Below are 26,267 nucleotides of genomic sequence, written 5' to 3'. Positions count from 1 at the left end.
ACTTCAGCCGTACATTCTTTTTATTTGGACATTGTCCTCGTTTAGATTTAACTCAAACACATCGGGATTTGATAGAGACCTCCATTGCTCAAATCCGAAGTGTTTATCATAGTAACCTAGAATAAGAGCGAGCAAGTTTCCGTGTGTGACGACGGCAGCATTCCCTTCAGAATGTGCCAGAACGTCATTCAGAGCGGCAAGCCCTCTTTTCATTGCCTTTTTACTGGACTCTCCCCCTTCAAATTCCAGGTCTGGATTGGCGAATGACTGCTCAAGCATGGACAGCCAATCGCGTGTCGGAGTTGACGTCAATACCCGTTCTGCTAATCTCGCATCTGTGTGAATAGGCAGCCCTGTTTTTTTTGCAAATGGCTGAATCGTTGAAATGGCTCTTTCATATGTGCTTGAAACGATATAGGTTATTTGTTTACTTGATAATAAGTCTGCAAGGCTTTCTGCCTGTACTTTCCCCAACACAGTCAGGGCAGCATCCGGCTCCTGTCCATCCGCCTGGCAATGGCGAATCATATACACCTTTTTCACCTTTTCTCCTCCTACTATGTTCTATTAAATTGACGTATTAAGTCTTATTGTTGTTTCAAACGGTTGAATGATTTCAATGTTGGGAAAATAATATTAGAATTTACAAATTATTCGGACAAGTTTATAATTACTTTGATTTTACTACAAAGGAGGATACTTTTTTACATGAGTTTGAATTTAAGGGGGGATTACACATGGCAATGAAGGAAGAATTAGTTGGTAAAAAATCCAAATCCGCTTCTCCAGATTACACAGCGATCGTCCAGTCCCGTGCCTTTAAGCAGCTACTCCAGGAAAAACGCAAATTTCTGCTTCCATCTTGTTTGTTCTTCATGGCATTTTACTTCACTCTTCCAATTTTAACAGCGTATTCAACTGTCCTTAACAACCCTGCATTCGGCCCGGTAAGCTGGGCATGGGTGTTTGCATTTGCCCAATTTATTATGACATGGGCGCTTTGCAGTATTTATACCCGGAAGGCATCTAAATTTGATGCACTCGTTAAGGAGATTAAAGAAATTTATGTGCGGGGGAACTAACGGATGAACACAATGGCATTTATTTTGTTTTTGGCAATCGTCGCTTTAACTCTAGTTATTACGTACTACGCGTCAAAAAGAACAAAAACCGCCAGTGATTTTTATACAGCCGACTCCAGCTTAACCGGCTTTCAAAATGGACTTGCTGTTGCCGGAGATTATATGTCAGCCGCTTCATTCCTTGGTATTGCCGGAATGGTTGCTTTGTCCGGATTTGATGGTTTCTTCTATAGTATCGGTTTCCTTGTTGCTTACCTGGTAGTTCTTTATCTCGTAGCAGAACCGCTCCGAAATCTTGGGAAATTTACGATGGCCGATATGATTGCTGCCCGCTTTAATGATAAAAAGGTACGCGGTGTGGCTGCCCTGAATACGATTACAATCTCGATTTTTTATATGATTGCCCAGCTGGTTGGCGCGGGTGCACTTATTAAATTATTATTGGGAATTGACTATATTTACTCGGTCTTGATTGTCGGGACTTTGATGACGATTTACGTGGTGTTTGGCGGGATGACTGCAACAAGCTGGGTGCAAATTGTAAAGGCAGTCCTGCTCATGGCGGGTACGTTTATTATTTCATTCATTGTATTTGCAAAGTTTGATTTCAGCGTCATTAAAATGTTCAATGAAATGAAAGCGGCTACACCACTTGGCGAGGCATTTTTGAATCCTGGCAACAAGTTCAAAAATCCACTCGATACTATTTCCCTGAACCTTGCGCTTGTTCTAGGGACTGCGGGATTACCACATATTCTTATCCGCTTTTTCACGGTTAAAGATGCAATTACTGCCAGAAAATCAGTTGTGTATGCGACTTGGATTATTGGAATTTTCTATGTCATGACTGTATTCCTTGGCTTTGGTGCAGCCGCGTTTGTCGGCTTTGATAAAATTGTTGCCGCAAACGCTGCCGGCAATATGGCAGCCCCATTACTGGCTGAAGCCATTGGCGGGGAATTCTTGTTTGCTTTCGTTTCGGCCGTTGCATTTGCGACTATTTTAGCGGTCGTTGCCGGGCTTGTGCTTTCTGCCGCTTCTGCCTTTGCCCATGACTTTTACGCCCATATTATTAAAAAAGGGAAGGCTGAAGAAAAGCAGCAGGTAAAAGTAGCGCGCTATGCGTCTGTTGGTGTGGCGATCTTATCAATCCTGCTTGCCCTGTTTGCCCAGAAGATGAATGTTGCTTTCCTGGTCTCCCTTGCCTTTGCTGTTGCGGCCAGTGCAAATCTTCCAGTCATCCTGTTCACGATTTTCTGGAAACGATTCAACACAGCGGGCGCGGTTACCGGAATGATTGTTGGCCTTGCAAGCGCATTGATTATGGTTGCTATTTCTCCAAACATTTGGTCGCCTGAAGCCGGAGCCGCCATCCTGGTTGGGAAGCCGCTCGTCAGCCTGACCAATCCTGGTATTGTTTCGATTCCGCTAGGCTTTATCGGGGCATATCTCGGCACCATCCTATCCTCGAAAAAAGAAGACGTTAAAAAGTTTGATGAAATTCTGGTTAGGGCCAATACTGGGATTTAATTCGCTAAAGTCTATCAACGACCGAAAAGCGGTCCAGGAGCCAATAAGGGCATTGATACTAGTTTTTCAAACCGGTTTGCGGTTTTTCGCAGCCGGTTCGTTCTTTTCTATTGAACAGGCAATTGAAAACCTTCTATGACATCATAAGGGCGAATCAAATTTCACTCGAAAATCGTTTCGTGGACATTTCCTCGGTCTCGGACACCTAAATTGTCCACGAAAACCTGTTTGGTGGACATTTCACCATTCTCAGCCAACCGAATTGTCCACGAAAACCCATTTGGTGGACATTTCACCATTCTCGGCCAACCGAATTGTCCACGAAACCCTTCATCTAGCACTACTCTTCTTCTTACAAAAAAACAGCCTGCCCTCTTCGGAACAAACTGCTGCAAAACACCAATATTCTACTATTTGGATGCCACTCTGAACGATTTAGGATACGTCAAGTTCAGAGAATCAACGCCAAACCAGCTTCGGAATGAATCCCACAGAATCACCCAGCAGGCACTTCCAATATCACCTTTGTCCCTTTACCAGGTGAGGAGATAATTTGGAGTTCCCCGCCTGATGCACGTGCGCGCTCATCCATGCTAAACAGTCCGACTCCCCGTGAAGCCGATTCAGGGTCAAATCCCTTGCCGCGGTCCTCAATCATGACCCGGACAGCGTCGTCATATTCCCGAATCACAACCAGCGCTTCATTCACCTCGGCATACTTCCTGACATTCGTCAATGCTTCCTGGATTACCCGGTAAATCGTTGTCTCGGTGCCGGCAGAAAGCCGGCGCCCGAGTACACATTCAAAGTGGACATCAATATTATAATGGGTTGAATACCGGTTCAAGAATGACCGGATGGCTGGAACCAAACCAAGATCATCCAGGACGGATGGGCGCAATTCCCATGATAAGCTTCGGATCTCCTCAATCAGTTCCATGGCTTCCTCTTGCATTTGTACAAGCAGCGGGTGGTCAAGCTCGGACAAAAGCCTATTAATCGTGATAAGGTGGCTGTATAAATTTTGCCCAAGCCCGTCATGGAGCTCCCTCGACAACCGTTTCCTCTCTTCTTCCTGGACATCAATAATCCGAGCCATCATTCGCTGGAGCTCAGCCTCCATCCGTTTTCGCTCTGTAATTTCAAAGCGGATCGCCAAGTACTGATACGGTCTGCCTGACTCATCCAAAAAAGGCACAATCGTTGTATCAACCCAGTATAAGCTGCCATCTTTGGCCCGGTTTTTGATTTCGCCTTGCCAGACTTCTCCTTTGGAAATCGCCCTCCAAAGATTGGTGAAAAATTCCCTTGGATGAAAGCCCGAGTTTATTATCCTGTGATCCTCACCAATCAATTCTTCAGCCCGGTATTTTGATATTTCACAGAACTTATCATTCACATATTTTATTGTCCCGCGCCTATCGGTAATCGCGACAATCGCTGACTGGTCGAGCGCGAACTTATAATCAACGAGCTCATTTAGCGGCTGCGAGAGCTCTTTGTCCAGGCGGGCCCGATTTTTAATATCCTGAAATACAAATAGGGAGTATGTCTCCCCATCCAATGCAAAGCTGTTCATGCTGAAAAAGAGCGGAAATGTTTCCCCCTCTGCATTAAGTCCATATGTACTAATCACTAACCCTTGTGGGCAGCCCTCAATGTCAATTTCGGGTAAAAGAGAATGAATATGCAGGCCTTGCCCGATGTAACCTGTTGAAGTTAAACCAAAAATCTCACACGCTTTGCCATTTACAAACGAAATTCTGCCGCTGAAGTCAGAAAGAACAACTCCATCGCCAAAATCCATCCTGTTTACCGCTGCTCCTTCTTCCACCATTAAAAAAGCCTCCTGCATTAATGTTGTATATATCCTTCAAGCATTTTTTCAAGGGTACTCGCAGCTTCCTTCACTTCAGCACACCAATGAATGGCGAAAGACTCATTTGTACGGTTCCCCACAAGCAAAACACCTTTCGGGATTCCATTGAAAAATAATGGAACGGCATATGCGGACTTTAGCTTTTCAGCTAGCATGATTGGATAATCGGTTGCTTTACCGGGTATTTTTTCAGGGAAGTTCTCTGAAAGAATCGGGCTTCCGCTTGATAGGACCTTTCCGGCAATCCCTTTTCCGAACCGGACCGTAATCCGTTCATATTTGTCATTCAAGTTTCCCGAGGCAAAATGCCAGCGGATATCCGGGCCAATGCGATTCTGGATGGCCAGGCCAACAAAGTCGCAGCCGATAGCCTGCCTTAGCTTCTCACATATGTCACCGATTGGCTGCAGGTTCCTAAGTTCATCCATCGGGGTTTACTCCTTTCACAGCCCATAGCCCAACAATCCTTTTTTAATCGCATACTGGACAAGCTCCGGCCTCGTCTTTAGTTGAAGCTTCTCCATGACCTTACTTTTATGCGTCTCGACTGTTTTGACAGAAATCACAAGCTGTTCAGCAATTTTCTTATTGGAAAACCCTTTGGCAATCAAGGTTAATACCTCTTTTTCCCGATCCGATAAAAGGTTCATTGTATCCTGATTTCCTTGTTTCATGGCCCCCATATATTCTTCCATCAGCCGTTTTGTCGCTGCGGGATGCAGGTATGCTTCCCCATTTGCAACAGACTGGATCGCACCCAATAGCTCATCATGCGGAGCACTTTTTAAAATACAACCTGAGGCTCCGGCTTGGATTGCCCTGAACAAATATTCTTCATCGTCATGCATGGTGAGAATCAGGATATTTACATTAGGCATCAGCTTTTTCAACTCTGTTGTCGCCGACAGACCGTCTTTTCCATGCGGCATGCTGAGATCCATAATGATAACATTTGGTTTTAGGTCAAGTGCCTTTCGGATTCCCTCGTTTCCTTCTGATGCTTCTCCAACCACCCTCATATCAGGATGGGAATTGAGCAGCATGGATAACCCCATTCTTACGACAGCATGGTCATCGACAAGCAGGATATTAATCAAGACAAACTCCCCTTTACATCGTACCTATTCTGGACTTACGCAAGCGGCAAGGCTAATTCGATCCGTGTACCTTCCCCTATTGTAGAGGAAATCCTGCAATCCCCGCCAGCCAGAAGCATCCTTTCCTTCATCGCAGCAAGGCCAGATGTTTTAAAAGGATGGACACCTTGATTAAATTCAAATCCTTTGCCAAAATCCTTTATTTCAATTAAAAGCTCGTCAGAAGCCCAACTGATTTTCATATCAACATGGCAGGCATCGGCATATTGGGCAATGTTTGCAAGTGCTTCCTGGCATACTCTGAAGACTGCAACCCTGCCCATTTCATATACGGGCTTTTCGTCTCCATCCACCATTACATTGACAACGATACCGTAAGTGGAGGTATAAAGCTTAATATAGCTCTTAATTGCAGGAACAAGGCCGAGAGTTCCCAATGTCGGCGGGTGCAGCTCGACGGACAGCAGGCGGATTTCCTGAATCGTTCTTTCCATTAGCTGGGACATTTCCTTTACGTAGGCCTTCATCGAAGGGTCCTGGACAGCATTTTGGATCAGCTGAAGCCCATTAAAAACACTATATAGGTTTTGCCCGACCCCTTCATGAAGATCAAGTGCAATTCGCTTTAGCTCATCCTCCTGAGCCTGAATAATATATGAGCTGATTTCCTTGCTTCCTGCTGAAAGCTCCATCATGCTTCCTACCTCCCAGAAGTGTAACGCTAAATCGTCCTTACTACATATAATAATGAGCTTTCCGCATCATAGGCGGTCAATTCATTCTCGCTGCCCGCAAACTCACTGGAATACGGAATCGCAAGGAATTTATTGGAATCAAAATAAAAGCGGATATGGGTCCCGTCCGGACACATAAGGACATACTTGATTGTCTTGCGGATTGCAGGGGCCTGGTCATCGCCCTCGGAATCTTTAATAGCCAGTTCAACCGTTCGGCCTTCAAATCGTTTTAACTGTTTCAATCTAGTGGGTTCCACAGCTGCCACACCCTCTTTTATTTGGATAAATGAAGATTTTATAGCCTTGGAGATACTCCCAGAATGTGTCTCCAGCCCTCTGTTCAATAAATTCAATTGCCTCATCTTCATTTTGGAACGGACTCATCCCTTTGATTTCAGCGATCACTACATCCGCACCTTCGGAAACCTTCTCATCCAAGTACCAGGAGATCCGCTTGCTTGGAAACAACTCGGCCAGCAATGAATCGATTTCCTGTGAAAACCCGCTGTCTGCTGCTTTCCTGGCAAAAATAAAGTCGATGTACGTTTCGCTGTTCATCATCTGCTTTCACGCTCCTTCTTGCGGTCACGCTTATACACGAATAGGGCAACTGGAAAAAGCAAAACATTGAGTGTGCCAAATATGAGGGAGTTGGCATAGTTTTCGAAAAAGTATTGCTGGACCATGTAATGGGTACAAATGATATTCAGCATTAAAATTGCACAAAGGATGAAAAAGTTAACTTTGCTAGGCTTCATAGCGTTTCACCCCTGTTGCATAAATTGCACCTTTATCCACCTGCACGAATATTTCCGGAAGCGGCCTTCTTGGCGGGCCGGCTGTTGGCGCACCGGTTTCAACATTGAATTTGCCGTGATGGCATGGGCAAAGCAAATCATTTTCTTCCTTATTCCAAAAAACCGGGCAGCGAAGATGGGTACATGCATTTTGATACGCAACAAACTTTTTTTCCGATAGCCTTATCATAATTGCACTATCGTGTTCACCAGGAAAATTGAATTCCACAGCATCACCGATTGCCACAGAATCAAGGTCAGCAATTTTCTGGCGCGGGTATTCTTTTTCGCCAAGTCCGATCAGTTCCTTGGCAGCCATCGCTCCCCAAGGCAGGGAAGAGACTGCGAAAACGCCAGCCGCCCCGACAAGGGTTTTCATGAAGCCGCGACGGTCGAGCTTTCGTTCGTTGTTGCGATTTATATTATGGGTATAATTATCTTCTTCGAACGGGATTATATTATTTTTCTCTGACATGCCAATCCCTCCTTAAAACAATTTCGTAACGCCCTGCAGAATGCCAGGCAGGTTCACTTTTACATTTGTTTCTCCCTCTAGATACGGAAGGCTTGTTACCCATTTTCCGCCGTTATCCAGATTGAATTGCTTTCGTTTTGCATCAATTTCCTCATCAGTTAGCCATTGAAGCGTGTTTGTCGGGCAGACACTCGCGCACATTGGCGGGATGCCATCTTTTGAGCGGTCAATGCAGAGGTCGCATTTATACATTAAGTTCTGCTCGGTATCAAATTTCGGGATTCCATAAGGGCAGGCAATCGTACAGTTTTGGCAGCCAATGCATTTTTCAACGAGTGCGGAAAGAACTGCGCCTGTTTCATGGATTTGGATTGCTTGTGCCGGACAGCTTCTTGCACATGCCGGATTCACGCAATGAAGGCACATAAGAGGCATCGTCTGGCGGTCAACCAACGGATTTACGTCATAAACGTAATTCCGGTTTTTTTCTTCGTGCCCGCCGCACTGTGTACAGGCGGCAAGGCACGAACGGCACCCTATGCAGTTTTCAAGTTCTAGATATAACCTTTTATCCATTTAGTGCACCTTCTCCACTTTACGTTTTTCTATCTTCTCAATTTGCGCGGCGCAAGCCTTGAATTCCGGCATGCGGCTGATTGGGTCCAGGGCTGGTATTGTCAGCAGGTTAACTGCCTTCTCATGTCCCCATGAATATGGGACAAATACTGTATCTTTTCTGATTGCTTCGGTAATTTTAACCGGGTATTCCGCTTCACCACGGCGTGTGTATAGGCGCACTCTTTCTTCATGTTCAATGCCGTATTTTGCAGCAGTTTCAGGGTGAACCTCTACAAAAGGCTCCGGACACATATCATGCAAGAATTGTATCCTGCGAGTTTGGTTGCCTGATAGATAATGATACACAACACGGCCAGTTGTCAGTCGAAGCGGGAACTCTTCATCTGGCTCCTCCGCCGGTGGTGTATATGGAAGCGCAAATAATTTCGCTTTTCCATCTGGATGATAAAATTTCTTATCTAGGAACAAATGTGGTGTTCCCGGGTCATCTTCGCTCTTGCAAGGCCAGAAGACGCCATCCTGTTTCTCAATCTTTTCCCATGTTACACCGGAATAATCCGCGATTCCGCCTTTAGAGGCACGGCGAAGCTCATTGAATATATCAAGCGGCGTTTTTAAATGAGAGAAATACTGCCCGCGGCCCATCCTCTCAGCAATCTCAATCTGAATTTTCCAATCTGGCTTTGATTCTCCAAGAGGCTTTTGAGCCTGGTTGATTTTTATAATCCGTCCTTCTACGTTCGTTGTTGTTCCTTCATCCTCGGCCCATGTTGTTGTAGGCAAGATTACATCCGCAAACTCGGCTGATTCAGACATGTAGAAGTCAACGCAGACCATGAAATCGAGATTCTTCATTTGTTCCCTGACATAGTTCAGGTTTGGCGCCGATACAGCAGGGTTTGAACAGAGCAGATAGAGGGCGCGGATTGTTTTTTGTTCCATCAGCCCAAACATTTCGTATGCGGAAACTCCGGCCTGCGGCATTTCTTCCGGCTGAATCCCCCACACTTCGGCAATCTCTCGGACATGCTCCGGATAGGCAATTTTACGATAGCCTGGAAGCGCGTCAGCCTTCTGGCCATGTTCGCGTCCTCCCTGTCCATTACCCTGTCCTGTAATTGTTGCAACCCCTGCTTTCGGACGGCCGATTTTACCAGTAACAAGAGACATATTCACATAAGCGGAAACATTATCAACGCCTTTTTGCTGCTGTTCAATTCCGCGGGCGAACATGACAATCGCATTTGGCGCCTTTCCGAACAGCTCGGCTGCACGGATAATTTTTTCAGGTGAAACGCCTGTGATCAAGCTTGTATATTCAGGAGTAAATTCTTTTACTAGTTCTTTCAGCTCTTCAAAGCCATTTGTATGGTGATTGACAAAATCACTATCAGCATAGCCATTTTGGATGAGCAGGTTTACAATTCCATTTGCCAGTGCAAGGTCAGTTCCCGGCCTTAGATCAAGATGGACATCCGCCCTTCTTGCAATTGGAGTTTCGCGCGGGTCGGCAATGATCAAGTAGCCTCCTCGCTCCTGAACGTTCCATACACGAAACATCGAAGTCGGGTGGCATTCAGCCGTGTTGCTTCCAGCAATAAACAGTAAGTCCGTTTCATGGACATCAGTCCAAGGCACAGTCGAGCCGCGGTCGATTCCCAAAGAACGGTTCAATCCGCCAGCCGCACTGGACATACAGAAACGGCCATTATAGTCGATGTATCTTGTTTGAAGGCCAACACGTGCGAATTTTCCAGTTAAGTAGCACTTCTCGTTTGTCATTGAAACCCCGCCATACACAGAAACGCTATCCTTTCCATACTCACCCTGGAGTTTCTTAAAGTTTTTCACAATCAGGTCGTATGCTTCTTCCCATGTAGCTTCACGGAACCCCTCTTTTGTTCCTTTCAAGGAAGCATCGTCACGGATGAGCGGCTTCAGGATTCGGTCTTGGTGGTTAACCTGCTGGTATGCAGTTACGCCTTTCGGACACATCTTCCCGAGTGTCACCGGCCAGTCGTACCGAGGTTCAACTCCAATAATCTTATTGGTTACAGTATTAACGCGAAGGTTCATTCCGCATTGCATTGCACAATAGCTGCAGTGTGTAGGAACAAGAGTTTCATTTGGATGAATGACATTTTCTACTTCTTTGAAATATTTATCGCGTTCGTTCCTGAACTCAACCTTTTGCATTCTGGTTGGCCTCCTTGACTTTCACTTGGTGGGTAGCAAACCCCGAGAATTGGGCAATCCGATATTTGCGGCGGCAAGGCAGGCAAAGCTCAGCAAGATGGAAGCCTTCCTTGGAAGCAAATTCGATATCGTTTGTTCCCAATACATCTATTACATCGTTCGATTGTTCAACTGATACAAATTCGGTTCCGCACACCTTGCATTCTTTCATCGCCTGTTCGCTGTAATGCTCACGATAGTTCCGTGCCAGGACACTCATCGGGCGGAACGGGATATGCGCCAATTTTCCAAATGGCATATAAATTAATGTGATAATGACTGAGTACTGGTGAATCAATGACATTGCCTGGTGGCCAAAACCGTGCAGGAAGATATTGATGAATGTCAATGCCAGGCCAGTTATCGAGACGAAAAGGAGCAGATAAAGCGGCATGAAATCATACATGAACGTCTGTTCCGCTCTTGCCTGCATATTTTTCAAACGGCGGTACAATGCCATGCATACACCAGTAATGACCATGACCGCAGAAATATTCAATGCGTTATAGGACAAGAAAGCAATAAAGCCGTCGGCAGGGACTGTCATTAAATTCATTCCCATAAAGACGATGGTGTACATACCGTTGTCTGCCATCGTGAAGTACATCCAGCCAAATACGAGCGGGAATGTTACCATCAGTGCAAGCACACAGCCCCAGCCCATCATGATGTGCTGTGTCCAGCGGTACAGGCCCCGGTTCCAGATGAACCGGTACGTAACGAGCTGTTCTGTTGCTGTCTTGGGAGTCGTTTTTCTAAATAGAAGTTTCAGGCCCTTTTTAATAAAAAGCTTTGTTGGCGGCCGCTCTCCCCACGAAATGAACCGGTAAAAGAATCCTCCAAGAAAAACCACTGTTCCGACCATATATCCATATAGGTTCAAGTCAACATGAGTAAACATCCTGGTTGCAATAAACGATAAGATGACAATACCGCTTACTGTTAAAAACATTGATTTCGCAAAGTGAGATGCAAACGCATCATTTACTGACTTGCCAGGCTTTTTGGCCGTATTAAGATTTACTTGCATGAGAATTCCTCCCCGAATTAAACACTGTCTTATTGGTTACTCTTATTGTAAGAAAAAACGCCTCTTCGCCTGTATCGGGGTTTTCCCCTATCCTTGGTGGAAAATTCCCCTACTTCCCGCCGTTTTGACAAACTTTAGACACAAACCTCAAAATTAGGCAAAATAAAGCCATTCAGAAAAATAATTCTGAATGGCTTTGTTATAAGTACATTTATTTAGTTGTTCTTTTCTTTCCGATAGTAATTTCTTGACCAGGAGAAAACAAGAATTCCTATACTAATGAGTGTTTCAAGTATAATGAGTGTCCCATCTATAAAAGGTTTTGAAAGGAGTGGGCTGCTCAACCTTTGTATCGATTCTGCCATGACATATGCCATTTGTGGCAGAGAATAAAATACAAAAATCGCCACTGTCAAACATACGCCAATAAAGTAAAAGATACTATACAGGGCTATTGTCTGTTTTTCCTCTTTATATGAGACTTCTCCAATGTTTCGCTCTTTCTTTCTGAACATGTTCCTTATGTGGTAATGGGCATTTTCCATTAAATTATAACTGCCTGTTACATTCTCAAGGACATAATACAGATCTGTTTTCATATAGATCCCGCACTGGAAAACAAAACGTATAAAGATATCAATCACAATAATCTTTGAAATAGAAAGTAAAAGCTCAGGGCCCGCAGGAAATAGCACTTGTATAGTTAACGCTGCCGCTAAAATCACCATATCCAAAGCCAGACCACCTAGGTATAAAACATTCCTGCTTCTGGATGGCAGCTTCCATGCCGCAGTAAGGTCCGTTTCCAACACAATGAACATCAATCTGTGGCCAAGGCTTAACTTGGCTGGCAATCCTTTGGATCGAACAGATAATATATGGCCCAACTCATGGATTATTAATAGAACCGTCCCTATTCCCATCCAAAGAAGTATATTCAATGACATCCAGTCAAAAACAAAATAATCCTTATAAGTAGGAAATAATTCAGGATTTATGATGAAGAATGATATATTTACAATAAACAAGAGTACATATATAAAATTGCTAAATCTATTAAAAATCAGTTTCCCCAGTGATTGCGGTATCCACAAAAAACCTTGGGCCCCTGAAGATTTCTCTTTATTAAGGGTTATCTCCTGTCCATCAATTTTAATAACCAATCCTAACTTTACTAACTGGTTGGCAAAATCAAGAATATCAACCTCTTCTTCTGGATACATGGCTTGCAAGTCTTTCTCGATAGAACCTAAATCATGGCATTGACTGATTCTTTGAATAGCCTCAACTGCCATATGGGGCATCTCGTAAAAATCGCCAGATTCTAAGTCTTCTATTATATAATTCTTTTTGTCATTTCGGATTTCAAACGGCACTAATACCAATTTTGATAATTTATTTAAATTCATTCCTATTCGTTCACCAGCCTAAAAGGAAAGGGATGCAACTAAGCACCCCTCATCCTACAATATTATTAACCTAGCCACCAGCACCACCAGCATGGAATTCCCGTTGCTTTTACTTTGTTAAGCTTGCGGATTTTCAATCATATCACCTCCTTATCCTAGCTTATATTAAAATTTGAAAATTGACTCATAGGCTTACTATTCCATTCTTCGTGGACCTTTTTCCATAAAGGGTATACTCTTTTAAAGGCCTCTACTAATTCGGGGTCAAATTGCGACCCACTACCTTGAATTATCGAATTATACGCCTCTTCAGTTGATAAGGCAGCGCGATAAGACCTTGAACTGGTCATTGCATCAAACGCATCTGCTATGGAGGAGATCCGGGCTAAATAAGGAATTTCCTTCCCTTTCAATTGATCTGGATAGCCCTTTCCATCCCATCTTTCATGATGGGAACGGATAACCGATATACTGGAACTTAATCCCTCGACATTTGCAACTGCCTTTTCACCAACAACGGGATGTGTTTTTATTATTTCATATTCTTCTTTTGTAAGTGCTGTTGGTTTCATCAAGATATTGTCTGGAATATGAACCTTTCCAATATCATGGAGCAAGCATGCATAATTGAACATTTTTAGTTCATCTTTGGAGAATTTCCCCAGCTCTTTTGCTAGTATTTGAGCATAACTTGCTACTCTTTCACTGTGGCCCCTTGTATACGGGTCCTTTAATTCAAGTGTAGATATAACACCTTTAACAATACCAATAAGCTGAATGTCATAGGATGATTTAACAGCATTTACATAGGCCTGAAACCTGCTCATAATTATAAAAGAAAAAATCGCAATTACACCAACCATTGCAAGCCCAAAAATTGCATTTGCTTCTTGGAGAATAATCCCCAGAAGAAGGTATTTAGCCGTCAGCCCCAGCAATACAGTAAAAAAGAACGGACTGCTTACAAAAATAGGAGCTAACAGCAACCAGAAAATTTCGACAGGATTTCCGCTTCTCAGTTCAGCATCGTTACCAAAAAAGGTTAGAACATCATTTAAAAGACTCAGGACTGTATATGTTATAAAATATATATACTTAACATAGTAGGAACGCCCAGTCCTAAAAAGATACCACGCAATCGGTATAAGCAATAACAGAATTATATATACCGTATACCCCATTACATCATCTATATTTATATCCTGACTCAATTTTGGCATAACAAAATCATAAAACAGGTCAAACCCTAAAGATATTATATAAAACAGGGCAATAAACCACTTTAGTGATCTCTCTTCTTCATTTAAAATGCTTCTGTACACTTGTTTCTGCATTCCAATACCTCACCAACTTATTGGGTGTCTACCTGTTAACTTTTAGGGTTTTTGGTAAAAATTAAGACATCCTTCTACATTATAAATCAATTCTTTCTTTCAATACATAGGTCAAGTCTATTAATTTATGTATATTAAGAGAAAATAAGCTATGCTTCATCAATTTTTTGCCTTTTTCACTCTTTTGGAAGAAAAATGTTAATAGTTGTACCTTCGTTTAATTTACTTTCGATGTCGATTTTTCCGTTATGGTCTTGAACGATTTGTTTGGTTACCATTAACCCCAGTCCAGTACCATCTTTTTTTGTAGTGAAGAAAGGATCAAATAATTTGTCCATATGTTCCTGGGGAATTCCGTTACCTTGGTCGGAAACCGAAAGTATAACCCAGTTCTTTTCTTGTTCCTTAATCAAAATCCGGACCTCTCCGAATCCGGGCATAGACTCTACAGCGTTTTTTATGAGATTTATTGCTAGTTGCTTTAATTGCTTCTCATCACCCTTGATAGGATATGAAGACCTTTCATATTCCTTTATCAGGTTGATATCTGAGCCTAGCGTATATTGCTCACAAATTGAAAGAGCATAATCAACGATCTCCGCCACATTGACCCAGGAGCCAATTTCAGGTTTTGGTTTTCCGAGAATCATTAAATCATCAGCAATTGTCGCAATACGGTCGATTTCCTTCTTCATTATAGACGTATATTTTTTATTATTTCCCTGGACCTCGTGTTGGAGCTGAATAAAACCTTTAAGAGATGTTAATGGATTCCGAATTTCGTGGGCAATTCCCGTTGCCATTTGCCCAATATTTATTAATTTATCCTTCTGGTTCATTTCATTATTTACCGCAATCAAAGCATTGATATACGAATTAAACCGTATAAGGGTGATATAGGAAATAACTGAAATAATAAGCATTAAAGCTATAGGAAGAATCACATCTGTTGATTGCAGGGCAACACCCGTAACTAAATACTTAATTGACAAGCCTATGGAAACTGTCCAAAAATACTTTTTATTTATAAAAATCGGTGCAAAAAAAAGAAAAACTACTTCAGTAAAATTTCCTGCACGAAATTGTTCATTCGTGTTGTAAAAGATTAGGAGATTATTCACCAAGTCAAGCAAACTATGACCTATAAAGAAAAAATATTTTATCGCATATAGCTTTCCCTTATGAAAAAGGAACAAGGATATCGGCAAAAACAAAATACCGATAATATGGTACCAAATACCTAGTCCATCCCCAAAAGAAATGTCCGGCTTTCCAGCTTTCATAGGATAAAAGATAAGATAATAAAATGCATCATACCCAAGAAAGATAATATAAAACAGCCAAATTGAAAGTTTCAGGGCTTTAATTTCTTCTTTTTCCATTCTCCCAAAGGACCGGATAGATTGAGGCATACAAGTACTCCTTGTTTAATCAATAGTCTTCTCCTTTATTTTACCACCTTTTAAAGAATATTCTATGAAGTTCTGCAAAAAACTCTCTTTTTCGACATTTTCCCAACATCTATTAAAACGTTTTGCTGTGCCGATAGTCACAAAAAACAAAAATAATTTAGTATATTTCGTATATCCAGCCTTGAAATCAATCATCTATAAAAAAAGACCCTGTGATTTCCACAGAATCTTTCCTTTATCCTTTGGCGACACTCAATACATTGCTTTGGCTTTGGGGGGAATACGCCTGTTTCTTGCTGGCTGGCAGCCTAACCGCCACTTCCGTTCCCTTCCCCAGTTCACTTTTAAATTGAATTTCACCTTTCATGACATGAATAATCCGTATTGCCACGGTTGTTCCAAGGCCTGTCCCTCTTTCCTTCGTTGTGTAAAAGAGTGTGCCAATCCTTGAAAGCTGTTCCTCTGTCATGCCTCTTCCGTTATCACGAATCCTAATATCAGCTTGCCCATCATGAATTCCAAGCGATAGGATCACCTTCCCTCCTGAAGGGGTAGCCTCAATCCCATTTTTAACCAGGTTGACAATTGCCTGCTTTAATTGATTCCGATCAGTAACTACATATAAATCCTCTTCCTTCAACTGTGCTTCCAGCGTGATTCCGCCTTTTGCAGCCAGCGGATCGAGCAAGGAAACAATTTCCGCAAGCAACTTTTTGTAATTAAATTCATCAATTTTATTAAATTCGGGCTTGGCGAAGCTCAGATAGTCGTTAATGATCATTTCTGCGCGGCCTACTTCGCTTAATGCCAGGGTTAGATAGTCATGTTCTTTTCCTTTTGCATCCTTATGCAAGAGTTGGATGAACCCTTTGACGACTGTGAGGGGATTCCTAACTTCGTGCGCAAACGACCCAGCCAAATCTGCCATCGTATTCAATTTTTCAGCTCTAAGTATCTCTACTCTCATTTGGTGCTTTTCTATGATTTCCTCCATCAGCCTGGCTGCTACACCCAGGGCAATAATATGGATCAAGGCATCAATCACAAAATCTTGGGTACGAAGAATCCTGTTTCCAGCTAAACTATTTACAACGAGAACGTCAAACAAAAAAAGAGTCATAAAAGCCGCAGCAATAGAGCTGATTCCTGTAACCATTGTATATTTTACTCTATTTTCCCGCTTTAATAGCCAGAACCTCTTTGAGAACACAATCGACACCAGTAATACACATATACTTGAAAGATAGCCGTAAATAGCCGTTTCGCCGCCGATATAGCCACTTGTCAGTAATAGCACACTAAACACAGCAAACCCGGACACAGGGCCGGCGTATAAGGCAGTTAAAACTAATGGTACAAATCTCAAATCCCAGTAAAATCCATGAGCTTGATACGTAAAAGCCACACTTAAAAACACAGCTCCGCACTGGAGCAGGGTAAACACCAAATTATCCTTCTTAAATCTATTTCCGTCTGACAACATGCTGTAAAGAAGGATAGGCGCTACTATTATTAGCATTTGAAGCAGTAATTTTTCTGCAACCATCTTATGCACCTAATCCCTTCGGTAAGTTTCCTCTCTACCATTATTTTACGACAACTCCCCAACTCTTCGAAACGTTTTCATACCTCTTTCGTACGACAATTAACAGCTATTTCCAGCAAAAAACGACATGGTTTCCCGAATGAAGGAATCAACTTACCGCAAGGATGAGAATCAATCTAATTATCATGCCATAAACATGCTGCTATTCAATAGAAAACTCCCCTGCCGCTAACCCGACGGCTTCCATCACAAAAAAACTGCCGGGAAACCCTGGCAGTTTGCTATTCTTTACTATTTTGCAAAGTGTAATAATAGCCTTTTTGTTTAAGAAGCGACTCATGGCTTCCTTGTTCAACAATTTGCCCATCGTTTAAGACAAGTATGGCATCAGCATTGCGGATGGTGTTCAGCCGATGGGCAATGACAAAGCTGGTTCTTCCTTCCATCAGCCGCCCAAGGGCCTCCTGTATACTTAATTCGGTAATCGTGTCGATTGAACTTGTCGCTTCATCAAGAATCAGGACCGATGGGTTTGCCAGAATCGCCCTCGCAATCGACAGGAGCTGTTTCTGCCCTTGCGAAATGCCGCCTCCATCTTGTTTTAACAGAGTCTGATATCCGTTAGGCAATTTTGTGATAAAGGAATGGGCATTGGCCATCTTTGCCGCTTCAACCACCTCTTCGTCTGTAGCGTCCAGCCTGCCATAACGGATGTTTTCGATAATTGGCCCTTCAAACAGGAACGAATCCTGCAGTACAAAACCCATATGGCTTCTAAGGCTTTTTCTTTTAACAAGCGCGGTATTATGTCCGTCAAGAAGAATCAATCCGTTGTCAGGATCATAAAAACGAGACAATAAATTAATAACGGTCGATTTCCCGGCTCCTGTTGGCCCGACAAGCGCAACCATTTGGCCAGGCTCGGCTATGAAGGTAATATTCCGGACTGTGTCGCCACCTTTATTGTAAGAGAAGGATACTTCCCGGAACTCAACCTTGCCCTTGACCTTTTCAAGTTCAATCGCATCGGTTTCGTCCAATGATTCAGAATCCTCGGCTAGAATTTCAAAGACACGCTCAGCCCCTGCAACTGCTGAAAGAAGAGTATTGAATTGGTTGGCCAAATCATTCAGCGGGCGTGTAAACTGACGGGAGTATTCTGCAAATACAATAATCACACCGATCGTTATCATACCGTTAAGAGCAAAGATTCCTCCGATTGCTGCTATGATGGTAAAGCTGACATTGTTCAGACCGTTCATTAATTTAGGAATGAAGCCCGAAAATGTTTGGGCCCAAAAGCCTGATTCCCGTAGACGGCCGTTTTTTTTAATAAATTCATCAATTACCTTATGCTCCTGGGAGAACGTCTTGACAATCCTCTGTCCGGAAATCGTTTCTTCAATAAAACCATTCAACTCTCCCAAGTTGCGCTGCTGGGCTTTGAAAAGCACCCCTGTCCGGTTTGTAATCCATTTCATTCCTAAAAACATAAGTGGAACGATAATCAAGGAAATGAGGGTGAGCAGCGGGCTTAGCCACACCATGACCGAAATTGTTCCGACAAGCATGAGAATACTTGAAAACACCTGGATGACCGAGCTATTCAGTGTTGAACTGACATTTTCAATATCATTGGTGACTCTGCTCATTAATTCACCCGATTGCCGTTTATCAAAAAAGGAAATTGGCAGCCGATGCAAGTGAGTAAACAAATCGGTTCTCATCCTAGAAACTGTATTCTGGGCGATTCCAATCATGATATATCCCTGCAGGAACACAGCAACTGAATATAGGACGTATACAATGAGAATGAACAGGAGCAGAGTAAGCAGGCCATCTATTTCTTTCGTAACAATATACTGATCAACTGTTCTACCGATAAGCACAGGGCCAAGAAGCGACAGGCCGGTACTTAGGATGACCAGGAATAGCACAGCGGCAATGCCGCCTTTTTGGACCGAAAGATAATCCCAAAGCTTTTTGACAGTTGAAGTCCAATTCTTCGCCTTTTCAGCCTTTTTCCTGGCAGTCCCTTTTGCCTCGATTACAGGCTTTGGATACATGAATGGCTTAGTTAATCCCTTCAGCATATACTTCTTTCTCCTCTTCCCGCTGTGTTTCGTAAATTTTCCTATAGAGCGGTTCTGCCTTAAGCAGGTCGGCATGAGTACCAACGGCCCTTATTTTTCCTTCTTCAACAAGAAGGATGGAATCTGCATTAAGAGCTGTTGATATTTTTTGTGTAATAATGAATGTCGTGCATCGATAATTCTTTAGCGCTTTAAGAAGCTTTGTCTCCGTATTTAAATCAAGTGCACTTGTACTGTCATCAAGAAGCAGAATCCGGGGCTTGCGGACGAGCGCCCTCGCAATTGAAATTCTCTGTTTCTGGCCTCCGGACAGATTTACACCCTTCTGGCCGATCAACGACTGATAGCCATGAGGGAATTTTTGTATCGATTCATGGATTTGTGCATTGGAAGCGGCCTCAATGATTTCCTGCTTCGTTGCTCCTTCTTTTCCCCATGAAATATTTTCGGCAACAGTCCCGGTAAACAATAGGACATCCTGGGGTACATAGCCGATTTGCCGCCTTAGGTCCTCGAGCTTTAATTCTCGGATATCGGTTCCATCAAGGAGGATTTTCCCGGCAGTAACATCATAGAGCCTTGGAATCAGCTGAAAAATCGTTGTTTTCCCCGACCCTGTAGCACCAAGGATAGCGACAGTCGATCCCGCTTCTGCTGTAAAAGAAATATTCTCAATGGCCGGGCTTTGGGTGCCGGGGTATTGAAAGGAAACTGTTTCAAATTTAATCTCGCCTGTGGCTGCTTCCTTTTTAAGGCTCCTTGCATCTACAGCATCATACAGGTCTACTTCCGTATCAAACACTTCCACAACCCGCTGTGCTGATGCTCTTGCCCTGGAAAAAATCATGACGATCATCGAAACAACTCCAAGAGCCCCGGTAATTCGTGTTCCATAATTAATAATTGCAACCACTTCGCCGACCTTTGTTTCTCCATCGTTCACCTCAAAGCTTCCAAACCAGAGGACGGCAAGGATGCCCGCATTCATGAACAGCATCAGCACTGGGGTTGTATATTCAATTAACCGGAAGGCTGATACGGTTTTTTGCTTTAATCGATCATTTGCTTCCGTAAAGCGGCCGACTTCATGTTTCCCGCGTAAGAATGCCTTAATTAAACGCATAGCGGTTAAATTCTCCCGAAGAACCGAATTGACCCGGTCAAGGTTCTTCTGCATATCCAGAAAATAACCTCGTGCTTTTGTCATCGCCCAGGCAAGAAAGACAACTAAAAACGGGGTGACTGCACAAAGAATAAGACCGAGTTTCAAATCGACAACAAGAGCCATAATAAGCCCACCAAATATAAGCAAAGGTGCCCTCATCATGATTCTCAGGCTCATGAAAACAGTGTTTTGAATCATCGTAACATCATTCGTCATCCTCGTAACGAGTGAGGATGTTGAGAATCTGTCAAAATTGGAGAACGAAAAAGACTGAACCTTTTCAAAAAGTGCCTTACGGAGATCATAGCCGTAACTTTGGCTCGCATGCCCTGCATAAAAGGAATTGACAATCCCCGCAATGAAAGCAAGCGCAGATACCCCAAGCATGACAAATCCCCATTTTGTAACAACTCCCATATCCTGTTTCATGATGCCATCGTCGATGATTTTTGCCATCAAGAGCGGCTGCCATAGCTCAACAATCAGTTCAACAAGCATTAGCAAAATTGCAATCGCCATATGTAAACGGTACGGCATTAGAAAGCTGAATAGTTTCGACACTGTCCCACACCTGCCTGATTTCTTAAGTCTTGGCTGCATAAGCACCCACGTTGCGCCGGCATTCCTTCGATTATCTAAATATTCTTGATTAACATCATACTTTACTTTCGTTATTTAATAAATTGATTTGCTATATTCTTTTCTAAAAAATACATTTGACTTTATATGTTCTAAGGTATATAATAATAATTTGTCAACGCAAAAGTAACTTGAAATATATGCGGATTGCAATGTAATATAGACTGGCATTCTGCTTTTGTTTTTATAAAGGGACTTATTCACACTGGCGCGGCTTCGGAGCCGTAAGGATGTAAGAGAGGTAGGGCTTACGTCGTTTAGGTTTAAACAACCAGGTGGGATATTGAACCGCGGCTTATGATTGTTCACGTTAAACAATCAATTAAATGAAAACTTATTACCTTGCGATATGCTGCAAGTTACTTTAGAGAAGCTTCGTTCTAAAAAAACGAAGCACGATACCTGATAGGAAGAGCCTATCACATACAAAAGGCAGGGGGATATGGTCCCCCTGCCTTTTTCAATGCGTTGATTAGCGTTTTGACCTATCGCGGCCTTCACCGTCGAAACGGTCATCAAAGCTATCCCGATTCTTATTTGTTTCCCTCAGGGTATCATCGGTTCCTTTAAACGGGTCATTGCTAATTAATGAGTCCCCGAAACTGGAATCTGGATTGGCATTTGGGGTGTTTGAAAGCGACGGGTCACCGCCAAGCCCTGCGTTATAGCCAACATCCAATCCAGTGTTATTGCCGATTGACGAGTTTCCGCCAGGACCGCCAGCTCCACCGACGATTGTATCTTCATCAGTGCCAAAAGCCGCTCCGGCGGTATTCTGGTTGATGGCGGATGGGTCCGATGAACCTGTATCTGCATTATCCAATGATGAATTGCCGGCCATGAAGTCGTTTTTGCCAGAACCTCCTGTACCATAATCATGATGCTGATCATTTTGGAGAGAACCCCCAGTATTTAGGCCGCCTTCAAATCCATTCATCATTCCAGTGTCACCTGTGTCCGTTTGGCGTGAACCGCCCATCGTTGCACCGCCATGCAGCAGGCCACTTCTGGATGCATCCGAGCTGTTCATTGGACCCTGGTTTTTACGAGTTGAATCGTCCAGATTTGCATCATGGATTGAATGAAGGTTTCCGCCAAGGGTGTCGTAATTGGCATCGACTGTTCCTGCTTCCAGGCCGCTTCGATTACGACCTATTGGTTCATCCATTGTTGTGCTTCCCGACCAATCATTTGTGTTCCGGGTAACAGCACCATCCGTCGTGTCAAAATTCCTTCCCTCCTCATCTACAAGGACAAGAATTTTACCCGACTTGACATCACTTTCATAGCGATTTGCTTCATCTTCAGGGATGCCCATCCCAATTAGGGCACCAGCCAAACCACCGGCACCTGCTCCAACCGCTGCCCCGGTGAGTGTGGCCGCAATCGGTCCAGCTGCAAGAATTGGGCCCACTCCAGGAATTGCTAACGCCCCGACACCGGCAAGGAATCCGGCTAGTCCACCCAGAACCCCGCCTGTTGCTGCGCCTGTCGCCATTCCTTCTTCCGTTTTCGTACCAGTTTCATCGTGTATATCTTCGACGTCATCTCTGTCTTTTGCAATAACCGAAATTGAATCCCTGTCATAACCGTGTGATTTTAACTCTTCGATGGCTTGTACAGCTTCATCTCCAGTGTCATAAACACCAACAATTCGTTTATCCATTGATCTTCCTCCTTTAAAGGTTGATACAAGGATTAGATACCCGCCAGCCCTGTCCACTAATCCTCCATAAAATTACAAATATATTTCAAATTGCCATTTAAAGTTAGTTTGCTGCTTAATCCCAGCATTATGAAAAAAGGATGCTGACAGGCTCGATTTCGCAACTTTTCTTTCCTAACGTGAAGCCTTTTTTAATACCGCACAAATTTATGAGCCAATTCATGCAACATATATGATCCATTTTAATGTGGATATGAGCATTTATACATTTATTGGAATTCAGCTGCCCCTTTAATCGTATACAGACAGAAAACTGGCACCCGTTTGGAGATGCCAGCTAAAGTCGAATTTTATCAAATTTTTATTAATCAAACGTTTGATTAAACTCCCTTGAAACTATGATTTATTAGGGTTTTACCCGTGTCGAAGGTTTTATTAAATATATTCGTCGGTGGATTAAGTTCAATGCTTCGGAAAAAACGAGTCCCATTGCAATCGCACCGGAAAGCAGGAATGCTCTCCCCGCCAAGTTCATTGCATTGTAATAGTCAATTTCAACAAAATGGCGCATCGCATCATAGGATATTCCGCCTGGTACGAGCGGAATAATTCCAGCCACGCTAAAAACAATAACGGGAGTGCGGTACACCTTTGCAAGTGTATGGCTGATAACACCAACTATAAACGCTGCGGCAAACGTAGCACCGGCGGCATCTCCTGTATTCAATTCAATAAGAAAATAAATTAACCAGCCAATCATTCCGACCATGCCGCACTTAATCAAAGAGTTTCGCGGAGCATTAAACAGGATGCCAAACGCTGCCGTGGCTACAAAACTTGTAATAAGCTGTTCGAATACTTCCAATTTTTTCGTTCTCCTTTAGTAGCATTTGTTGTCCTATTTTTAAGATAAGTAAATTAGGACGACCGCAATCCCCGCTCCTATCGCAAAGGCTGTCAGAAAAGCCTCTGCTCCTTTTGACAGGCCTGCCACAAGGTGTCCGGAAATTAGGTCACGTACCGCATTCGTTAAAAGCAGCCCCGGTACGAGCGGCATAACCGAACCGATTATAATCTTATCCAGCTCGAGCCCAAGGCCCGTTGATACAAATAAAAGAGAAATAAGTCCAATCACAAATGATGCAGAGAATTCAGCGAAAAACTTTATCGGCACAATTTTATGAAGAAAATGGGTTGTTAATAAGCCAAACCCTCCGGCTACCATTGCCGCAAAAAAGTCGAACCAGACTCCCTTGAACATTATCATAAAACATCCGCTTGCCAGTGAAGCAGCAGCCACCTGAATAGATAATGGAAACGTATGCCCTACTATTTCGATTTCCTCCAGCCGTTTCTCTGCTTGATCAAGGTTTAAGTTTCCTTCATGTATACTTCTCGAAATCGAATTGACCAAGGCCACCTTATTCAAGTCTGTCGATCGATCCGATATCCTAATCAGCTTAGTTATTCCGGATTCAGTACCTTCAACCGTAAAAATAATCCCGGTTGGCGTGACATATGAATGAGATTTGCTTACGCCAAACGACAAAGCAATCCTTGTCATTGTATCTTCAACCCTGTACGTCTCAGCTCCGCTTTGCAGCATGATACGCCCGGCTTGAAGACAAAGGTCCATCACTTTATACACTTCTTTATGCTGTTGGTTTTCCATATTAATTTCCCTCTCAAGCTGTTTAAAAAGATTACACATCATTATAATCCTTTTAGCCGCATTCCAAAAATGAATCGTGTGAATTTCATTTTAATTTTTTTCTTCATACCCTCCGCTCTTTAAAAATTCTTGTTACACCTTCCCGGAAAGCCTAAAAGTTACAACTTTATGAACTGACCCCCATTTTCACAAATCATCCAAAACTAGTGTGATGTTAGTCACATTTTTCGTGCTACTATCTCACTATCATTAAGATTGTTAATACAGACGTAGTGATAACTCGTCTTGGATGGAGGGAGATTTTCATGGCAAGAATTACGAATTGGAATCCCGAGGACGAACAGTTCTGGAAAAAAGAAGGAAAGAAACACGCAACCCGAAATTTATGGATATCAGTACCGTCTCTTATGCTCGCGTTCATCGTCTGGCAAATCTGGTCAGTTGTTGCAGTTCGCCTTAACGATGTTGGTTTTACTTTTACGCCAGAACAATTATTTACACTCGCGGCAATGCCTGGATTAGTTGGGGCTACTCTGCGTTTTATCTATACGTTTGCAGTAGGCTCAATTGGAGGAAGAAACTGGACCGTTATCTCAACAGGCGTTCTTGTTATCCCGGCGGTCGGAATCGGGTTTGCTGTCCAGAATCCTGAAACACCATACAGTATCATGCTGCTCTTGGCAGCGTTGTGCGGACTTGGAGGCGGTAGCTTTTCGTCCTCAAATGCCAATATTTCATTTTTCTTTCCTAAAAAAGAAAAAGGAACAGCACTTGGAATTAACGGCGGCCTTGGCAATATGGGGGTTTCCGTCGTCCAATTCGTAACACCGCTTATTATCGCTTCCGGTACTTTTGCCCTTGTTGGTGACAATCAGGTAATGGCAGATGGCACAAAGGTATATTTACAAAATGCTGCCTTTATCTGGGTCATTCCGATTGTAATCATGACAATTGCTGCTTATTTCGGGATGGATAATCTCCCAACAGCAAAGCAATCGGTTTCTGATCAGTTTGTTATTGTTAAACGTAAACATACATGGATTATGACTATCCTATATGTTGCAACATTTGGTTCATTCATTGGAAATTCCGCAGCGTTCCCGCTGTTGCTGAAAACGCAGTTCCCTGAGCATGTTTCACTCGCCTTTTTAGGTGCATTGCTTGCGGCATCTGCCCGTCCGGTCGGCGGCTGGATCGCCGATAAACTTGGCGGAGCACGAGTAACAGCTTATGTACTCGTTGTTCAAACTATCGGTGCCGGGGGTGTTATTTACTTCCTGGGTACAAATCAATTTTCAGGATTCCTGGCATCATTTCTAGTCCTTTTCGTGGCAGCAGGGATTGGTTCGGGTTCAACGTTCCAAATGATACCGGCCATTTTCATCCCTAAGGAGGCGGCACCTGTTCTTGGATTTACGGCTGCATTCGCGGCATACGGCTCGTTCTTAATTCCAAAATTGTTTGGCTGGTCTATTGAGTCAACTGGTTCTTATGCAACAGCTTTCTACTTCTTCATTGCATTCTATGTTGTATCACTTGCTTTGAATTGGTACTATTATCAGAGAAAAGACGCAGTCTCAGCCCAGAAAGCAGCGTAATATACATTTTAACCAACCCCCTCTCTAGTCGAGAGGGGGTTTTTTTACGTTCGCAGCAATTCCAGTTTGCTAATTTTTATTAAGCATGTTTGGAAGGACAATCTTGACATGGGCAAGTGTAATTTGAGTTTCAAGGACAAAACAAGGTGGCTGAATTGTGAATTTCCTTATATAAGTTGTCCACACACTCCTTTCGATCGTCATTTTCCAAAAGATCTTTTTAGATGCCCTCTCTGTTATAAGCCCGTTCTTTTTCCATCCCGTGGCAATTCTGATATGATATTTAGGGTAA

23 protein-coding genes and 1 pseudogene are annotated in these 26,267 nt (G+C 43.1%); 3 read left to right on the top strand and 21 right to left on the bottom strand.

Annotation, left to right across the window (positions count from 1 at the left end):
* Positions 1-3: 3 nt before the first annotated feature.
* Complete coding sequence (locus tag A8F94_RS19480) at positions 4-543, bottom strand: histidine phosphatase family protein (RefSeq protein WP_066204292.1); 540 nt, start codon at positions 541-543, stop codon at positions 4-6.
* 194 nt (positions 544-737) lie between these two features.
* Between A8F94_RS19480 and A8F94_RS19475 the strand changes: the two genes are divergently transcribed.
* Together A8F94_RS19475 and A8F94_RS19470 are read left to right on the top strand one after the other, a co-directional pair.
* Positions 738-1,082 carry a DUF485 domain-containing protein gene (locus A8F94_RS19475; RefSeq protein WP_066204290.1) on the top strand — a complete coding sequence of 115 codons (345 nt, stop codon included), beginning with the start codon at positions 738-740 and terminating at the stop codon, positions 1,080-1,082.
* A 3-nt stretch (positions 1,083-1,085) separates the two neighbouring features.
* Positions 1,086-2,612 carry a solute symporter family protein gene (locus tag A8F94_RS19470; protein WP_066204288.1) on the top strand — a complete coding sequence of 509 codons (1,527 nt, stop codon included), beginning with the start codon at positions 1,086-1,088 and terminating at the stop codon, positions 2,610-2,612.
* A gap of 496 nt (positions 2,613-3,108) precedes the next feature.
* On the opposite strand, the gene A8F94_RS19465 is transcribed toward A8F94_RS19470, so the two are convergent.
* From A8F94_RS19465 to A8F94_RS19365, 20 genes and pseudogenes are all read right to left on the bottom strand, one after another.
* Positions 3,109-4,449: a PAS domain-containing sensor histidine kinase gene (locus A8F94_RS19465; protein WP_077247834.1), complete on the bottom strand. Its 1,341-nt coding sequence runs from the start codon at positions 4,447-4,449 to the stop codon at positions 3,109-3,111.
* Between the two features lie 17 nt (positions 4,450-4,466).
* Positions 4,467-4,919 (bottom strand): GAF domain-containing protein, encoded by a 453-nt coding sequence (locus A8F94_RS19460; protein ID WP_066204286.1) that lies wholly within the window; start codon positions 4,917-4,919, stop codon positions 4,467-4,469.
* 15 nt (positions 4,920-4,934) lie between these two features.
* Positions 4,935-5,588: a response regulator gene (locus tag A8F94_RS19455; protein WP_066204284.1), complete on the bottom strand. Its 654-nt coding sequence runs from the start codon at positions 5,586-5,588 to the stop codon at positions 4,935-4,937.
* Positions 5,589-5,623: 35 nt separating this feature from the next.
* Entirely contained in the window at positions 5,624-6,283 is a 660-nt protein-coding gene (locus A8F94_RS19450; protein ID WP_254660908.1) for a sensor histidine kinase, read from the bottom strand.
* A 26-nt stretch (positions 6,284-6,309) separates the two neighbouring features.
* Entirely contained in the window at positions 6,310-6,582 is a 273-nt protein-coding gene (locus tag A8F94_RS19445) for a hypothetical protein (RefSeq protein ID WP_066204282.1), read from the bottom strand.
* Positions 6,569-6,886, bottom strand: a complete 318-nt coding sequence (locus A8F94_RS19440; RefSeq protein WP_254660907.1) for a hypothetical protein — start codon at positions 6,884-6,886, stop codon at positions 6,569-6,571. The genes A8F94_RS19445 and A8F94_RS19440 overlap by 14 nt, the downstream gene beginning before the upstream one ends.
* The gene (locus A8F94_RS19435) at positions 6,883-7,083 is read right to left on the bottom strand and encodes a hypothetical protein (RefSeq protein ID WP_066204280.1); all 201 of its coding nucleotides are present in this window, start codon (positions 7,081-7,083) and stop codon (positions 6,883-6,885) included. Before A8F94_RS19435 ends, A8F94_RS19440 begins: the two co-directional genes overlap by 4 nt.
* The gene (locus A8F94_RS19430) at positions 7,073-7,597 is read right to left on the bottom strand and encodes a Rieske (2Fe-2S) protein (protein ID WP_066204278.1); all 525 of its coding nucleotides are present in this window, start codon (positions 7,595-7,597) and stop codon (positions 7,073-7,075) included. The genes A8F94_RS19435 and A8F94_RS19430 overlap by 11 nt, the downstream gene beginning before the upstream one ends.
* Positions 7,598-7,609: 12 nt before the next feature.
* Positions 7,610-8,173, bottom strand: a complete 564-nt coding sequence (locus tag A8F94_RS19425) for a 4Fe-4S dicluster domain-containing protein (protein ID WP_066204277.1) — start codon at positions 8,171-8,173, stop codon at positions 7,610-7,612.
* Positions 8,174-10,372, bottom strand: coding sequence for a molybdopterin oxidoreductase family protein (locus A8F94_RS19420; RefSeq protein WP_066204276.1), 2,199 nt, complete (start codon positions 10,370-10,372; stop codon positions 8,174-8,176).
* On the bottom strand, positions 10,359-11,441 hold the full coding sequence (locus A8F94_RS19415; protein WP_066204274.1) for a hypothetical protein: 1,083 nt from the start codon (positions 11,439-11,441) through the stop codon (positions 10,359-10,361). Before A8F94_RS19415 ends, A8F94_RS19420 begins: the two co-directional genes overlap by 14 nt.
* Positions 11,442-11,656: 215 nt before the next feature.
* Positions 11,657-12,850 (bottom strand): hypothetical protein, encoded by a 1,194-nt coding sequence (locus tag A8F94_RS19410; RefSeq protein WP_066204272.1) that lies wholly within the window; start codon positions 12,848-12,850, stop codon positions 11,657-11,659.
* A 155-nt stretch (positions 12,851-13,005) separates the two neighbouring features.
* Positions 13,006-14,184, bottom strand: a complete 1,179-nt coding sequence (locus tag A8F94_RS19405) for an HD-GYP domain-containing protein (protein ID WP_066204270.1) — start codon at positions 14,182-14,184, stop codon at positions 13,006-13,008.
* Between the two features lie 176 nt (positions 14,185-14,360).
* Complete coding sequence (locus A8F94_RS19400) at positions 14,361-15,596, bottom strand: two-component system sensor histidine kinase NtrB (protein WP_077247832.1); 1,236 nt, start codon at positions 15,594-15,596, stop codon at positions 14,361-14,363.
* 235 nt (positions 15,597-15,831) lie between these two features.
* Positions 15,832-17,142, bottom strand: coding sequence for an ATP-binding protein (locus A8F94_RS19390; protein ID WP_066204266.1), 1,311 nt, complete (start codon positions 17,140-17,142; stop codon positions 15,832-15,834).
* A 281-nt stretch (positions 17,143-17,423) separates the two neighbouring features.
* Positions 17,424-19,235 (bottom strand): ABC transporter ATP-binding protein, encoded by a 1,812-nt coding sequence (locus A8F94_RS19385; protein ID WP_066204264.1) that lies wholly within the window; start codon positions 19,233-19,235, stop codon positions 17,424-17,426.
* Positions 19,216-20,961, bottom strand: coding sequence for an ABC transporter ATP-binding protein (locus A8F94_RS19380; RefSeq protein WP_066204262.1), 1,746 nt, complete (start codon positions 20,959-20,961; stop codon positions 19,216-19,218). Before A8F94_RS19380 ends, A8F94_RS19385 begins: the two co-directional genes overlap by 20 nt.
* A 1,317-nt stretch (positions 20,962-22,278) precedes the next feature.
* Positions 22,279-22,705: pseudogene (locus A8F94_RS26250) on the bottom strand (general stress protein); the annotation flags it as partial.
* 406 nt (positions 22,706-23,111) lie between these two features.
* Positions 23,112-23,570: a threonine/serine exporter family protein gene (locus tag A8F94_RS19370; RefSeq protein WP_066204260.1), complete on the bottom strand. Its 459-nt coding sequence runs from the start codon at positions 23,568-23,570 to the stop codon at positions 23,112-23,114.
* A 39-nt stretch (positions 23,571-23,609) separates the two neighbouring features.
* Positions 23,610-24,377 carry a threonine/serine exporter family protein gene (locus A8F94_RS19365; RefSeq protein ID WP_066205061.1) on the bottom strand — a complete coding sequence of 256 codons (768 nt, stop codon included), beginning with the start codon at positions 24,375-24,377 and terminating at the stop codon, positions 23,610-23,612.
* Positions 24,378-24,682: 305 nt separating this feature from the next.
* Here A8F94_RS19365 and A8F94_RS19360 point away from each other — a divergent pair, with 305 nt between their 5' ends.
* Positions 24,683-25,975 (top strand): NarK family nitrate/nitrite MFS transporter, encoded by a 1,293-nt coding sequence (locus A8F94_RS19360; RefSeq protein ID WP_066204259.1) that lies wholly within the window; start codon positions 24,683-24,685, stop codon positions 25,973-25,975.
* Positions 25,976-26,267: the final 292 nt, after the last annotated feature.

The organism is Bacillus sp. FJAT-27225 (assembly GCF_001685025.1).
Classification (GTDB): Bacteria; Bacillota; Bacilli; order Bacillales; family Cytobacillaceae; genus Bacillus_D.
This window is presented reverse-complemented; position numbering and strand designations above follow the sequence as displayed.

Excerpts from the sequence above, each read along its gene's own strand:
- A8F94_RS19475 (WP_066204290.1), top strand. The coding sequence starts at position 738 with ATGGCAATGAAGGAAGAATTAGTTGGTAAAAAATCCAAATCCGCTTCT.
- A8F94_RS19470 (WP_066204288.1), top strand. The coding sequence starts at position 1,086 with ATGAACACAATGGCATTTATTTTGTTTTTGGCAATCGTCGCTTTAACT.
- A8F94_RS19465 (WP_077247834.1), bottom strand. The coding sequence starts at position 4,449 with ATGGTGGAAGAAGGAGCAGCGGTAAACAGGATGGATTTTGGCGATGGA.
- A8F94_RS19460 (WP_066204286.1), bottom strand. The coding sequence starts at position 4,919 with ATGGATGAACTTAGGAACCTGCAGCCAATCGGTGACATATGTGAGAAG.
- A8F94_RS19450 (WP_254660908.1), bottom strand. The coding sequence starts at position 6,283 with ATGATGGAGCTTTCAGCAGGAAGCAAGGAAATCAGCTCATATATTATT.
- A8F94_RS19440 (WP_254660907.1), bottom strand. The coding sequence starts at position 6,886 with ATGATGAACAGCGAAACGTACATCGACTTTATTTTTGCCAGGAAAGCA.
- A8F94_RS19435 (WP_066204280.1), bottom strand. The coding sequence starts at position 7,083 with ATGAAGCCTAGCAAAGTTAACTTTTTCATCCTTTGTGCAATTTTAATG.
- A8F94_RS19430 (WP_066204278.1), bottom strand. The coding sequence starts at position 7,597 with ATGTCAGAGAAAAATAATATAATCCCGTTCGAAGAAGATAATTATACC.
- A8F94_RS19425 (WP_066204277.1), bottom strand. The coding sequence starts at position 8,173 with ATGGATAAAAGGTTATATCTAGAACTTGAAAACTGCATAGGGTGCCGT.
- A8F94_RS19420 (WP_066204276.1), bottom strand. The coding sequence starts at position 10,372 with ATGCAAAAGGTTGAGTTCAGGAACGAACGCGATAAATATTTCAAAGAA.
- A8F94_RS19415 (WP_066204274.1), bottom strand. The coding sequence starts at position 11,441 with ATGCAAGTAAATCTTAATACGGCCAAAAAGCCTGGCAAGTCAGTAAAT.
- A8F94_RS19410 (WP_066204272.1), bottom strand. The coding sequence starts at position 12,850 with ATGAATTTAAATAAATTATCAAAATTGGTATTAGTGCCGTTTGAAATC.
- A8F94_RS19405 (WP_066204270.1), bottom strand. The coding sequence starts at position 14,184 with ATGCAGAAACAAGTGTACAGAAGCATTTTAAATGAAGAAGAGAGATCA.
- A8F94_RS19400 (WP_077247832.1), bottom strand. The coding sequence starts at position 15,596 with ATGCCTCAATCTATCCGGTCCTTTGGGAGAATGGAAAAAGAAGAAATT.
- A8F94_RS19390 (WP_066204266.1), bottom strand. The coding sequence starts at position 17,142 with ATGGTTGCAGAAAAATTACTGCTTCAAATGCTAATAATAGTAGCGCCT.
- A8F94_RS19385 (WP_066204264.1), bottom strand. The coding sequence starts at position 19,235 with ATGCTGAAGGGATTAACTAAGCCATTCATGTATCCAAAGCCTGTAATC.
- A8F94_RS19365 (WP_066205061.1), bottom strand. The coding sequence starts at position 24,377 with ATGGAAAACCAACAGCATAAAGAAGTGTATAAAGTGATGGACCTTTGT.
- A8F94_RS19360 (WP_066204259.1), top strand. The coding sequence starts at position 24,683 with ATGGCAAGAATTACGAATTGGAATCCCGAGGACGAACAGTTCTGGAAA.